10 protein-coding genes and 1 other annotated feature are annotated in these 13199 nt (G+C 54.1%); of the genes, 3 read left to right on the top strand and 7 right to left on the bottom strand.

Annotated elements, in window-relative coordinates; translation table 11 throughout:
• Window positions 1-11: 11 nt before the first annotated feature.
• Entirely contained in the window at window positions 12-1538 is a 1527-nt protein-coding gene (locus ACAF76_RS12185; RefSeq protein WP_400163820.1) for a RecQ family ATP-dependent DNA helicase, read from the bottom strand.
• Complete coding sequence (locus ACAF76_RS12190; protein WP_400163821.1) at window positions 1531-2655, bottom strand: helix-turn-helix domain-containing protein; 1125 nt, start codon at window positions 2653-2655, stop codon at window positions 1531-1533. Before ACAF76_RS12190 ends, ACAF76_RS12185 begins: the two co-directional genes overlap by 8 nt.
• Window positions 2656-2798: 143 nt before the next feature.
• Between ACAF76_RS12190 and ACAF76_RS12195 the strand changes: the two genes are divergently transcribed.
• The 3 genes from ACAF76_RS12195 to serA all read left to right on the top strand — a co-directional run bounded on the left by ACAF76_RS12195 (window position 2799) and on the right by serA (window position 6416).
• A complete protein-coding gene (locus ACAF76_RS12195) occupies window positions 2799-3716 on the top strand; it encodes a hypothetical protein (RefSeq protein ID WP_400163822.1) in 918 nt (305 codons plus the stop codon).
• Between the two features lie 98 nt (window positions 3717-3814).
• On the top strand, window positions 3815-4021 hold the full coding sequence (locus ACAF76_RS12200; protein ID WP_400163823.1) for a ferredoxin: 207 nt from the start codon (window positions 3815-3817) through the stop codon (window positions 4019-4021).
• A 287-nt stretch (window positions 4022-4308) separates the two neighbouring features.
• Window positions 4309-4550, top strand: a binding site (T-box leader).
• 282 nt (window positions 4551-4832) lie between these two features.
• Window positions 4833-6416 carry a phosphoglycerate dehydrogenase gene (gene serA / locus ACAF76_RS12205; RefSeq protein WP_400163824.1) on the top strand — a complete coding sequence of 528 codons (1584 nt, stop codon included), beginning with the start codon at window positions 4833-4835 and terminating at the stop codon, window positions 6414-6416.
• A gap of 140 nt (window positions 6417-6556) precedes the next feature.
• On the opposite strand, the gene ACAF76_RS12210 is transcribed toward serA, so the two are convergent.
• The 5 genes from ACAF76_RS12210 to resB form a co-directional block, all read right to left on the bottom strand.
• Complete coding sequence (locus ACAF76_RS12210) at window positions 6557-7690, bottom strand: HAD family hydrolase (RefSeq protein ID WP_400163825.1); 1134 nt, start codon at window positions 7688-7690, stop codon at window positions 6557-6559.
• Between the two features lie 14 nt (window positions 7691-7704).
• Entirely contained in the window at window positions 7705-9507 is a 1803-nt protein-coding gene (locus tag ACAF76_RS12215) for a HAMP domain-containing sensor histidine kinase (RefSeq protein WP_400163826.1), read from the bottom strand.
• Between the two features lies 1 nt (window position 9508).
• Window positions 9509-10222, bottom strand: coding sequence for a response regulator transcription factor (locus ACAF76_RS12220; protein ID WP_400163827.1), 714 nt, complete (start codon window positions 10220-10222; stop codon window positions 9509-9511).
• Between the two features lie 88 nt (window positions 10223-10310).
• Window positions 10311-11540: a cytochrome c biogenesis protein CcsA gene (gene ccsA / locus ACAF76_RS12225; RefSeq protein WP_400163828.1), complete on the bottom strand. Its 1230-nt coding sequence runs from the start codon at window positions 11538-11540 to the stop codon at window positions 10311-10313.
• A 24-nt stretch (window positions 11541-11564) separates the two neighbouring features.
• Entirely contained in the window at window positions 11565-13193 is a 1629-nt protein-coding gene (resB, locus tag ACAF76_RS12230; RefSeq protein ID WP_400163829.1) for a cytochrome c biogenesis protein ResB, read from the bottom strand.
• Window positions 13194-13199 lie beyond the last annotated feature (6 nt).

Below are 13199 nucleotides of genomic sequence, written 5' to 3' on the forward strand. Positions count from 1 at the left end.
CCTCCTCGCTTCTAATTCGGCAAAAGCCGGGACAATGCCTGTCGCAAATCCCACGGGATTGCACCTTGCGAGCGGACAGAAGCTGTTCCTTCCATATATAGCTCTCTCGTCAAGCCGCAGGCAGAGCAGCACTGGGATGTGAAGCTGGCCTGCCCATCTTGAAAGTAGCTATTGAGCTGCTTGCGCAGGCATTGGTCGCCCCCCTGCGCGAAACGGACGATCTCTGCCAGCTTTTGCCCTTTGCGCCGCTTTCTTATGTCCAATTCTTCCGCTATCCACTCTGCAATCGTCTGCGGCTCCTGTCTCGTCTGCGCACTGCTGCGTGTCTCCGGGTGCGTGAGATGCGCCTCTGCTTTTTCCGCGTAAAAGGCGAGCAGGTCCGCCATTTCCTGCGTCAGCTCCAATGCGGCGAGTTTGTCCGGCATTAGCGGCTCGCCTGATGCCCGCAGCTGACAATACGATTGCAACTGCTCTGGGGTCGGATATTCCCGCTCGATCATATGCAGGTGAATCTGAACATCGTCCGCCGCGTAAAAAAGTGCCGCATACCCGGCTTGACCGTCTCTTCCCACCCGGCCAATTTCCTGGGCGTACGCTTCCAGGCTCGACGGAAGCTGGTAGTGAATCACAAAGCGTATATCGGATTTGTCGATGCCCATGCCAAATGCGTTGGTCGCGACGATCACATCCAATTCTCCAGCGAGAAACTGGGCCTGGATCAGCGTGCGCTCCATGCTCGACATCCCGCCGTGGTACCCGTGGATTCTTTTTTGACCGTCGAGCTGGTACGAGGCGACCAGTACGTCTACTGCCTGTCGCGTGCTGCAGTAGACGATCCCCGGACCGGCCAGCTTGTCGATCAGCCGGATTACATGCTGACGCCGCTCTGTTTCACTCGTAGTCGGGATTACTTCCAATGCGATGTTCTCGCGGTTGACAGGCAGAGCGATCACATTTTCCTGCCGAATGGAAAACAACTGGCAAATTTCCGCCTGCACCTCTGCCGTAGCAGTCGCAGTGACCGCAAGCACCGGAGGATCTCCCAGTTTTTTTACCACATCTGGCAGACGCATGTAATCCGTGCGAAAATCATGGCCCCATTGCGAGATACAGTGCGCCTCATCGACCGCAACCAGCGATACGCCAGCGCGTCTGAGCACTTGTTGGACGTACGGCTGCTGCAATCGCTCGGGCGAGATGTAGAGCAGCTTGTACACGCCCTGCTCGAGCTCACGAAGCGTCTCCCGTGCCTCGGCCACATCCTGGGCGCTGTTGAGATACGCTGCCGGTATGCGGCGTTGCGAGCGCAACTGTTGGACCTGATCCATCATCAGCGAAATGAGAGGGGAAACTACGACCGTGATTCCCGGCAGCAACAGAGACGGCAACTGGTACGTAATCGATTTGCCGCCCCCGGTCGCCAACACGCCCAGCACGTTTTTCCCTGCCAGCAGTCGGCTGACCACTTCCTTTTGACCGGGACGAAAGGAAGTGTGGCCAAAGCAGGTTTTCAGCGTTTCCACGAGTCTGTCATCCATGCTGCCTTCCCTCCAGTCTTCTGGCCAGCGCGAGGCGAATTTGCAAGTAAGAGGCATTGCCCTCCAGATGATCCTTGATAATCCTTAGTCTGCTTGTCCCCAACTGTTCGCTCACCGCGATGATCCGCTCTGCCAGTTCCTTTGGCAGCAGCTCTGAACAATCCCAATCCGGGCAGCGCAAGGCAATTTCGACCAGGTGATCTTCGACTGTGCTTTCCTTGATCCTTCTGATTCGCGCGATCTCCTCTTTGGGCAGACCGCGCTGGACGAGAGTGTACGTGCGCGCTGCACTTTCCGTCAGGACAACGCCCGGCTCGTCCTTTGCCTCAGCCAGTCGGCTCAGCAGCGGGAATTCGCTTTTTTCACGCTGTACCCGTTCCATCGAGACAGCCAGACCGTAGCGAAGCTGAACCTGCACAAAGGAGGGCGCCGCACCGTGCTGCAACGCGAGCTGACCCAGCGTCTTGCCCACCTGTGCCGTTCCCGAGAGCTGTTCGACCAACAGCCGCTGCACCACTTCCGGCAACGGCTCCCACAGCCGAAACAGCTCTTCTGCCAGATGCTGCTTCCACTCTTCCCTCTTGCCTTGTTCTCCAATCAGTCGCTTCACCCATGTCTGCACATGCCTGTCGCGGACAACCGGGTAAAAATTCATCTCCTTTGCCAGCATATGGGAAACAGACTGGACAAGCAAGTGCAGCCGCTGCCAAAATACATCCAGGCTGTGCGTCGGCAATGCCTGGGCAAAAGGCTCAAGCCACTTGTGCAGATCGTAGATGGCAAAGCGCTCGTGTGCGTACAGCCTGCCTGCTTCAGTGACAACAAAGCTCGGCTTGCTGCGTCGTTGTCCATCCGCATCAATTTCACATATGTAATCGCGCATGAGGAGGACGGAGACAGTTTGCTCCCATTCCTCTCGCGCCAGCCGCGGAAACAGCCGATAATACGGATAAAGACGGTACAAATGGACGTCCTGCATGGTTTGATTCGCTTTGCGGCCGCGCAAAATGTGAAAACCCGCCTGCAGCGTTCGCTCGTTGGCTAATGGAAGCATTGTATTCAAGGCAACCGTACACAGAAAATCCCGTTCCTGTGCGTCCATGCTTTGCTTGTTCATTCGTTCATCCTTCTTTAACAACTTTGTGTAAAACATATGTTTGAAATCGTTCAATCATTGGTAATAGTAAAATGAACAGATATTATGTACGAATCGTGGCAATACACGCCGTATGATTTGCTGCTGGAGATGGAGGCTTTTGTATGAAAAAACGATTGGCAAAATCGGATTTTATGATGGCGTATATGATCATCATAACACTTGCTTGTACCATTGGCGGATTTTTTTTCGGTGCATTTTACATGAAGACAGAGATCGAATCCGCACAGGCCGCAGCGCTGGAAGCCGAGCAGCGCGAGGCGGAAAAGGAACAAATGCTCAAAGAGCACAAGCTGTACAATGAACAGGATTTCGTCCGCTTCCACTACGCCGTACTGGCCCCTGTACGCGAGTTGCAAAACGCACATTTTGGCACCATCGATATGTGGGCTGATCTGGATGCAAAGGGACAAGAGGAAGCACTGAAGGAACTGGAGAAGGCTGCTAAAGAGACATTGAAGCTTTTGGAAAAGGATGTACTCTTGCCTACTTCACCGCTGCTCGTGCAAGCCCACTCGAATTTTACGGAAGGTGTACGGACGTATTTGGCTCGTATGGAGCAGGTACGAACCGCTCAGAATAGTAATGCCTTGTCAGTCCAGGAAGTCGCATCGCACTTTGCGTCCCCCGGCGAGAACTGGGCGAAGGCACAGGAGGAGCTGTACCTCTCCCTTGCCAACTGGGAGGCTTCCTACGTGACCAGGCAGGCAATCCCGCAGGAGGCACCCGAGACGGTCACGATCGCGCAGTGGAAGCAGTACCCGTTCCACTACCGGACATACCTGAGCGCAGTCTCCATGACAAGAGAGGGACAATGGACAGCCTTTTACCCGGAGGATCTGGCAACTCGGATCGACAATCTGCTCGCCTCCTCCGATGCTGCCACGATCGGCGTTCAGGATATAAGCGGCGCCGTTCGCCTGTTGTACGCTACAGATGCGATTCAACCTGGGGATTTTACGCACCTGCGGAAAAAAATCCATCCGGAATTAAAGGCACCGGAAATTCCAATCTACAACTAGAGTATATTTTTAGATTGATTCAATCTTGAAATCTTTCCAACAAGAGCATACAATGTGTATGAAAGTGGACGTACCACTGCATGGGAGGTGAAACCACGATGACTACATGGGTTGATAAAGATACTTGTATTGCTTGTGGCGCTTGTGGCGCAACAGCTCCTGACGTATTCGATTACGACGATGAGGGCTTGGCATTCAACAAGCTGGATGACAACAGCAACAGTGCTGAAATCCCAGATATCCTTCAAGACGATGTACGTGACGCTGCAGAAGGATGCCCAACTGATTCCATCAAAGTGGAATAGTTCATCCATTTCCTGCAAAAAGCCTCTCAATACCACCTGGTTTTGGGAGGTTTTTCTTTCCTGGAGTCATAGCAAAACCCGAACATTCCCAGGCGTTTTTTCCATTTTCTGATGGATCAAATCCTTAATGTTCGTTTTTTGCTATTGTTCCACTACATTTCGCCTTTCAAAACCCCTTTATTCACGAACGATCTAAAAATTTTTATTGTTATTGTTCATTTTTTCTACTTGACGACTGGGAAAATCTCATGGTATCGTAAGGACACATCATACGAAACCTTTATAGACAAACAGTGATGACGAAGACAGGCTGTGTATCCGGATACCCTCAGAGAGCCGATGGTTGCTGCGAATCGGCGGTTCCCTTCACAGATAAGCACTTCCGAGCTGTTGCGCTGAACATGTCACATCAGTAGGCGCGAACCGGTTGATCCGTTATCTCTTCAGGTCACGTACCTGTTAAGGCTTTTCTTTGTGAGAAGAAAAGTAAATGAGGGTGGCACCGCGAAGCAAGCCTCTCGTCCCTCACTGTTCACTTGGAGCAGTGTGGGAACGGGAGGTTTTTTTATTCACTGAAAGTCCATAAGGAGGTGGAGAGAATCATGCGTAAAGAGAGAATGATTGGGGGATGTCCCGGTCCAGCACCGATCCCTCCACATGTCCGATCTTTTTCCGGCATTCGCGCCGGTTAAGGTGAGGTCGTGTTGGAAGATCCCCCGCACATTTGGCGCAATCGACTTTGCGCCGCACGAGTCAATCGGCACTCCAAACGAATGCCGGTGTAAAATTGCCCAGGAGGTGCACATTGCACATGTATAAAGTTCTCATAACTGACCCACTTAGCGAATTTGGTATTCAGCAACTGCTGGATGCACCTGATGTTGAAGTCGTACGCCAAACGAATCTCTCCCCCTCTGACCTGCTGGCGATCATCGGCGATTACGATGCCCTGCTCGTTCGCAGCCAGACCCAAGTGACAGCCGAAGTATTCGCTGCCGGAAAAAAACTGAAAGCGGTCGGACGCGCCGGTGTCGGCGTCGACAACATCGACATCAATGCGGCGACCCAGGCCGGAATCCCGGTCATTAACGCCCCGGACGGAAACACGATTTCGACCGCCGAGCATTCCTTTGCGATGCTGATGGCAGTAGCCCGCAACATTCCACAGGCACATAAAAAGCTGACAGACGGCAACTGGGATCGCAAAAGTTTCCAGGGTGTCGAATTGAACAACAAAATAATCGGGATCATCGGGATGGGCCGCATCGGTTCCGAGGTAGCCAAACGCGCCAAGGCATTCGGCATGCAGGTCATGGGCTACGATCCGTTTATGACCGCAGAGCGGGCTGAAAAAATGGGCGTCATCCACTCCACCGTCGAAGAAATTTGCCGTCAAGCAGACTTCATCACAGTACACACGCCTTTGACCAAAGAGACGCGTCACATCATCAGCTCGCGCGAATTCGCCATTATGAAGGACGGTGTGCGCCTGATCAACTGTGCGCGCGGCGGCATCATCGACGAAAAAGCACTGTATGAAGCGATCCTGACCGGGAAAGTTGCCGGGGCCGCTCTCGACGTGTACGAGGAAGAGCCACCTGTAAACAACCCGCTGATCGGCTTGCCGCAAGTGGTCAGCACGCCGCACCTGGGTGCATCCACGGTTGAGGCGCAAGAGAACGTCGCCGTAGACGTGTCCGAAGAAATTCTCAAGGTACTGCGCGGCGAGCCGTTTAAAAACGCCGTAAACCTCCCTTCCATCCCTGCACACGTGATGGAAAAGGTGAAGCCGTACTTCACGCTCGGTGAAAAACTTGGACACTTCCTGGCACAAGTGACCGTCGGCTCCATCTCCGAGATCGAAATCAAGTACAGTGGCGAGCTGACAGAAGTCGATACCAGCCCGCTGACCCGTACCGTGGTCAAAGGAGTCCTCTCCTTCCGCCTGGGCGAAGGCGTAAACTACGTCAACGCACCGATTCTCGCCAAGGCGCGCGACATCACCGTTACGGAACAAAAAACGGCGCAAAACCGCGGCTTCACCAACCTGCTGACAGTAACGCTGAAAACGACGCAGGAATCGCGCAGTGTCGCCGGTACTCGTCTGAACGGCTACGGTACTCGCATCGTCAAAATTGACGACTTTGCCATCGACGTCGCTCCAGAAGGATACTTGCTGTACATTCACCACAATGACCGCCCAGGCGTAATCGGCCGCGTCGGCTCGATTCTTGGCCAGAACAACGTCAACATCGCGACCATGCAGGTAGGTCGTCGCGACGTCGGCGGCGACGCGATTATGATGCTGTCCGTGGACAAAGCACTCACCGCCGAGCTGCTGGACACGATGGGGGAATTGTCCGAAGTGAAGAGCGTAACGCAAATCGAGCTGTAATTGTCCCAAACAAAAACGAAGCTGTCCCCTGCTCTGCACCACGCGGAAAAGGGACAGCTTTTTTATCATCGACAAACAAAACGAACATAAAAACCCCCTGCGTCAGTCGTTACTGGCGGAAGGGGGTTTGCTGCATGCAGTTACAGGATAGTCAGAAGGCCTCGCACATCGTCGAAAATGTAGTCGGCTTGTACCTCTTCAAACTTGGCGCGCGCTTCCTGTCCGGACAGACCGGTCAGTGTAGCTGCGAACTTGCAGCCGATCGAGCGGGCAGCGAGGAAATCTGCCAGCGAGTCGCCGACAATCAGCACCTCGTCCCCATTTTCAATCGGCAGCGGGAATTTCACAGCCTCGCTGTTTGGCGTATCCAGACCGAGCAAACCTTTGACATAGGAGATCGGGTGTGGCTTGGACATCGGTGCGTACTGCGGAAACTCTCCCTCTACCTCGAGGACGTGAGAAGCCGTCACGACGCGGTTTGGATCAAACCATTCCAAAATGCCCAACTCGCTCAACGGCACATGCGTCTCAATCGTCGGACGCCCTGTGCCAATTCCGAGCGTGTACCCTTTTTCCTTCAACGTGCGGAACAGGTCAATCATTTCGGCCGGCGGCACGATCGGGATTTCATCGGTGAGGAAGCCCTTCTTGCCCGGCTGCCTGGTCGGTCTGCCGATCGAATCCGCTACCCTGTCGTCGCCCAGATACCACTCCTGGAACGTCTCCTGGCACAACTGCCACAACTGGCTGCTGCGAGAAAACATCTCTGTGTCGACCCCGCACCGCTCTTTGGCGATCTGGTTGAGGTAGACGAGCATTTCCGCTTTCTGCGCGTTGCCCTTGGCGAAATCGGCAGTGAATGCGGCGTAGTCGATGTGGAAATCGGCCGCATGCGCTTTTGCCCACGCTTGAAGCTGTGCCACCTGCGGACGGTCAATCTGCTGTGCCAGCATCTGCACAGCCTCATCGCCCAGCGCAGGTTTGAGCTGTTCCACAAGTCGGATCAACTGGTAGGAGAACGCCAGAAACACCATGTCCCAGTTGGAATTGATGCCACGGGATTTGATAAAGTTCAGCACCTCGTCACGGGCAAACACTTGCTCACGAACACTTCTGATCTGCGGCTCTGCCGGTGCCGGCGTAAACGTCTCGGCGGACAGACCCAGGTATTGCGGGCTGTTCAGCATTTCCCACACTGTCAAGGCAGATGCATCAAAGTAGCGTTCCTCGCTCAGCATAACCCCATCTACGTCAAACAAGATCGTTTTGATCATTTCTCTCTACACTCCTAGCTGTGTTTGTTTTCTTCCAGGAAAGCGATGGTAAACGTCGTTCCTTTATCCTGCTTGCTTTGCACGCTGATCGAAGCACCGTGCGCATCGACGATGTTCTTGGCAATGGCAAGCCCCAGGCCAGTCCCTCCGGCACGGCCGCGGGTACGCGCTTTGTCCGCCTTGTAGAAGCGTTCAAAGACAAACGGCAAATCTTCCTGCGGAATACCGCTTCCGGTGTCGCTTATTTCCAAAATCAACTGCTTGTCGCCAGATGCCCGCAATGTCACGCATCCGTCTTTGGGCGTGTGCCGCAGCGCATTGTCGATCAGATTGGTCAGCACCTGTTCCATCCGGTCAGGATCGATCGAAGCCTGTGTGAACGTAGTCGAAAAATCGAGCTGCAGGTTGATGCCCTGTTCCCTCGCCAGGTTGACAAACTTGCGGTGAACCCGCTCCAGGTACGGGCGCAGCTCCACAGTTTCGCGGACCAGCTCTACATGCCCCGCTTCCATTCGCGCCAGGTTGAGCAATTCGTTGACCAGCTTGGTCATCCGCACCGACTCATCGTAAATGATTTGCGCCAGCTCCTTGTGCTCCTCCGGCGTCGTGGCGATGTCATCGACGATCGCTTCGCTGTACCCTTGCAGCATCGACAGCGGCGTGCGAAGCTCATGCGAGACGTTGGCGACGAAGTCATTGCGCATTTTGTCGAGCTTTCGTTCGCGCGTCATATCGCGTATGACGGCTACTGCCCCGCGAATCTGGTCGCGGTCCATCAGCGGCACCATGACCAGCGACCACGTCCGGCCTTGGACCGGAATGTCCTCGATCAGCTCATGTCCGCCGCGCACGACACGGTCATAAAAACCGTACAGCGGGAAGGGCTCCTCGGGGTGCTCATACGTCCAGTCACGCAGGAAATGCTCGGCCGGCGGGTTCGTCACGGCGATTTTCCCTTCGGCATCGATCATTACGACCCCATCGACCATACTGCGCAACACGCTGGACAACTGTTCCTTTTCCTTTGACAGCGCATCTACCAGTTGATTCAAGCGGGAAGCCATCGTGTTCAGCGACGCAGCCAGCTCGCCGATCTCGTCCGTGGTACGAATCGGTATCTCGGCGTGAAAATCCCCTTCCGCGATGCGATGGGCGGTCTCCTTCATTTGCAGCAGCGGCGAAGTAATCCGCGACGACAGAAAAAAGGCGAAGAACGTCGTCGACGTAAAGGCGATTACACCGACCACAAAAATAAGGAATCTGACCTCGACCAATGTATCGTCAAAATCTTCGATCGTCTGATACATCAAGACGGCACCCTGATGCCCTGGGGAAATTTCCAGGGGGACGGCCACAGCCAGAATAGGCAGGCTCTCGCTGGAAGACGTAGGTGCATCTTCATTCCTGATTCCAGACAGGTCAAGAATCAGCCTCTCGGGCTCCGGATGTTGTCCCTGCAACGCCTGCGTTACCTTGGCTTCGGCTGCCTGAATCAACAGCTCGCTCGGAATGTTGGGAAGCGATTTTCCTTCGCTTTTGCCCACCGGCACGCGATGCTCATCGAGCAGCAGCATCCCGGTGTGGTGAACCAGCCCGAATTGCGAGGCCAGTGCAAGTGCACTCTGCTTGTCCTCGCTGTTCGCAAGCCCTGCCGATAGTCCTTCAGCCAGCTCCTGCAAGCTGGCCGTCTGTTGGCGATGGTAAAAATTGTCAAATGACTGGACGAGAAGCAGACTGAACACCGTCAGCACGAGAGCGAACAACGCGATAATCGTCATCCAGAGCTTGCCGACGACACTTTTGAAAATGACGTCCACGTTACTTTGGCACCTCGAGTTTATAGCCGACGCCCCAAACCGTCGCGATCATCGCAGCAGCCTGCGGGGAGACGCGATTCAGCTTTTCACGCAGCCGCTTGATGTGGGTATCCACGGTTCGCAAATCTCCGAAAAATTCATAGTGCCACACGTCTTTCAGCAATTCTTCACGCGTGAACACCTTGTCCGGCGATTGCGCCAGGTAGTAAAGCAGCTCATACTCTTTCGGTGTGAGACTGACTTCCTGTCCGCTGGCGACGACCTTGTGCGCGTCGTGATCGATCGTCAATTCCGGGAAAACGAGAATGGAATGGCTGTTGATGCTTTCCGTCTTCAGGTACGCCGTCGTCGAGGAGCGGCGCAGGATTGCCTTGACCCGGTAAACGACCTCGCGCGGGCTGAACGGCTTCACCACATAATCGTCGACCCCGGCCTCGAAGCCGTGTACGCGATTGGTTTCCTCACCCTTTGCCGTCAGCATGATAATCGGTGTTGCTTTAAATTCGCGAATCCGTTGGCACACCTCGATGCCATCCATGCCGGGCAGCATCAGGTCGAGCAGGATGATATCGTAGTCGCTCCCTACTGCCATCTCCACTGCCTGCTCTCCATTGTCCGCTTCATCGATCTGAAAGTTTTCCCGCTCCAGGTACATTTTCAGCAACCGGCGGATGCGGTCTTCGTCATCTACCACGAGAATACGTGCATTTTCCATGCTTAACACCCCAAGGTTACGTTTTCGTTATGAAAGGTGGAGATAGTCCAAAAAGCTGGCGGCAAGACCAGCTTTTTCAACTTCTATCTTACACTCCGGCATAGGAATGTAAACCAGCAATCACCAAATTTACCACTACCAGTGTGATTAAAATGATAACAAAACCAATGACAGACATCCAGGCTGATTTTGCGCCGATCCAGCCGCGCGACAAGCGCAGATGCAGGTAGGCACTGTAAAACAGCCAGACGATCAACGCCCACACCTCTTTAGGGTCCCAACCCCAGAAACGCCCCCACGCTTCATTCGCCCAAATCATGGCGAAAATCAGCGCGCCCAGCGTAAACACCGGATAGCCAATACTGATCGCGCGATAGCTGATCTCGTCGACCAGGTTCGGGTCGATGTCATCCAGCGCAGGCTGAATGACCGCGGCAAGCCGTTTGCGGAAGATCAGGCGCAGCAGGCCGTAGAGGACAAGTCCGGAGAGGACCGACCAGATCATCGTATTCAGCTTGCGTGCCGCGTCTTTGCCTTCCATCCAGGTAGGTGCGGTAAACAGCGGCGACATCGGACCTTCCTTCACCAGTGTCGCGTCGGCAGGTGCCACAATCGCCGGCAGCGTGTACTCGACCTGTACCTGCTGCTCGCCTGTAAGCGGCGCAGGAGCCGGCTGGGTCATTTCAAAGACGGTGCGCTGGTCCAGCCGCGAGTAGGTCGATTCCATCAAGATAAAACCAACCAGCATCAGCACGACAGCCAGTACAACCTCCAGCCATTTTGTGCTTTTGGTGGAAACCTTCTGCGGGACCGTCATAATCAAATACATCAGGCCGGCGGCGAAACCGACCGCGAGAATTCCTTCTCCCAGTGCTGCTGTCGTGACGTGAATGTACAGCCAGTAGCTTTGCAGCGAAGGAATCAGCGGTGTGATCTCTTTGGGAAACACGTACGAGTACGCCAGCATGATGACGCCCAGCGGCAGCACGAAAGCCCCGATCACCGTCAGCTTGTAAATCCGGTAAATAATCAGATAGGCGAGGATAATACAGTAGTCCAAAAACGCCATAAACTCAAACATGTTGCTCGTCGGACTGTGACCGCCGGCGATCCACCGGGTAATCACATAACCGGTATGGGCGATAAAACCGACCGCCGTCATCCAGTAGCCGATTCGCCCGTACTTTTGCTCATGCTGCTTGGGATCGCGGCCGGACCATCTCTTTCCGGTCATTGCGACGACAAACACAACAGTCGCAAGTACGTATAACAAAAATGCGATATCAAGCAGCCAGTCACTTACATGGTACAACTGCACGAAGTTTCCCTCCTTGAAGAACGATTATGCCTTCGGATTCTCGTCCACTGTTATCGCCAGCTTCACTTGATCCGCTACTCCCTGCACTTCTTTTCGGATACCGAACCAGTTTTTGTTGGTATGTGCGGCAAGCAGGACCTTGTCATCCTGGAACTGGATCCAAACCCTGCGGTGCTGCCAGAAGAATCCCATGCACACACCCACCATGAAGATAAAGGAGCCGACGTAGATCACTGGCAGTGCTTTGTCCACACGTACGTTCAACCCGGAAATGTCGACCAGATCGGGCATCGTAATCTTCAAGCCAAAGCGAGGATCGCTTTCCTGCGAGAGAATTGCTCCTTGCAGGTACACCATTTTTTCGCTGTGATTTTCGTTCAAGTCGATAACCTCGAACGCAAACATCGGGTTGTTGGGCAGATTGCTTTGTGTGATCGGCTTGCCATCCTCACCCATCTTGAAATCCGGGAAGTAATCGAGCACGCGAACGGTAAAGCCATCGGCCACTTCCTGCTCCTGTTCTGGTTCATACACGTGGAGTTTGAACGGTCCGATCTCCCTGTTGCCGTCCTTCAGGTCCAGCAAGGTGAAATTGAGCGCCGCGAGCTGCATCTCCTGCACACCGGATTGATAGAGGTAAAGGCTTTCATAGTTCATCGGATGGTTGACCACGATCGGTCCGCTTTGCACCTCGACCAAATCGGGCTTTGATCCGGGAATATCGGCGTTTTTGTTCAGGTACAAAATCGCGTCTGTCTGGTACGATTTCGGGATGGCCCCTCCGTTTAGCTCCAGCTCGACCGGCATTTCATCCTCGGCCCAGTATTCGGTGTGATACGAGACATTTTTCACGTAATACGGCGTATCGGGAATCGGCACCGTCTCTCCTTCGCGAACCCAGACGTACTTGTCCAGATGAAAACCAGGCAGACTGCGCATCAACACTCCGATCAGAAACAGAATCAGCCCGATGTGGTTGATGTATGGGCCCCAGCGGCTGAACCGCCCTTTTTCGGCAAGCAAGGCGCGGTCCGTCTGAAAAATCCGGTACCCTCTTTTGTTCAGGGCATGGGCAGATTCAGCGAGAAATTCCTCCAGCTTTTTGCCTGGCGGCAGATCTGCTTCGGCGTATACCTTTTGCCCTTTCAAAAACGATTTGTGCTGGTTGAGGCGCGGCTTGCTCAGCGCCTTGTAGAGCGGAACGACACGGTCCAGACTGCAGATGACCAGGGATGTGCCGAGCAGCACCAAAAGCGTGACAAACCACCACGAGGAGTACATGTTGTGCATGCCGAGCTCGTAGTAGATCGTCCCCAGCACGCCGTACGTATTGGTGTAGTATCTGGCGACATCGGCTTCGGTAGGAACCGGCACCGGTATGTATTGCTGCTGTGGGAAAATCGTCCCGATCGCTGATGTGACAAGCAGCACGACGATAATCCAGATGGCTACTTTGACCGAGGAAAAGGTATTCCATACCTTGTCTATCAGCTTCGTTGTATACGTCTGCGAGCGACGAGCCATTCCTTCATAGCGCATATCCGGGAACATATTTTGCTCATCGGGATGAATCTCCAGCGGTTTTCCGCAAGATTCACAAAGCAGCGTCCCGATGGGATTCGTATGTCCACATTCACATTTTCGCTGATCCATATTGTT

The sequence above is a fragment of the Brevibacillus sp. TJ4 genome (genome assembly GCF_044627595.2).
Classification (GTDB): Bacteria; Bacillota; Bacilli; order Brevibacillales; family Brevibacillaceae; genus Brevibacillus.

Excerpts from the sequence above, each read along its gene's own strand:
- ACAF76_RS12210 (WP_400163825.1), bottom strand. The coding sequence starts at position 7,690 with ATGATCAAAACGATCTTGTTTGACGTAGATGGGGTTATGCTGAGCGAG.
- resB (WP_400163829.1), bottom strand. The coding sequence starts at position 13,193 with ATGGATCAGCGAAAATGTGAATGTGGACATACGAATCCCATCGGGACG.
- ACAF76_RS12220 (WP_400163827.1), bottom strand. The coding sequence starts at position 10,222 with ATGGAAAATGCACGTATTCTCGTGGTAGATGACGAAGACCGCATCCGC.
- ACAF76_RS12195 (WP_400163822.1), top strand. The coding sequence starts at position 2,799 with ATGAAAAAACGATTGGCAAAATCGGATTTTATGATGGCGTATATGATC.
- ACAF76_RS12190 (WP_400163821.1), bottom strand. The coding sequence starts at position 2,655 with ATGAACAAGCAAAGCATGGACGCACAGGAACGGGATTTTCTGTGTACG.
- ACAF76_RS12185 (WP_400163820.1), bottom strand. The coding sequence starts at position 1,538 with ATGGATGACAGACTCGTGGAAACGCTGAAAACCTGCTTTGGCCACACT.
- serA (WP_400163824.1), top strand. The coding sequence starts at position 4,833 with ATGTATAAAGTTCTCATAACTGACCCACTTAGCGAATTTGGTATTCAG.
- ACAF76_RS12200 (WP_400163823.1), top strand. The coding sequence starts at position 3,815 with ATGACTACATGGGTTGATAAAGATACTTGTATTGCTTGTGGCGCTTGT.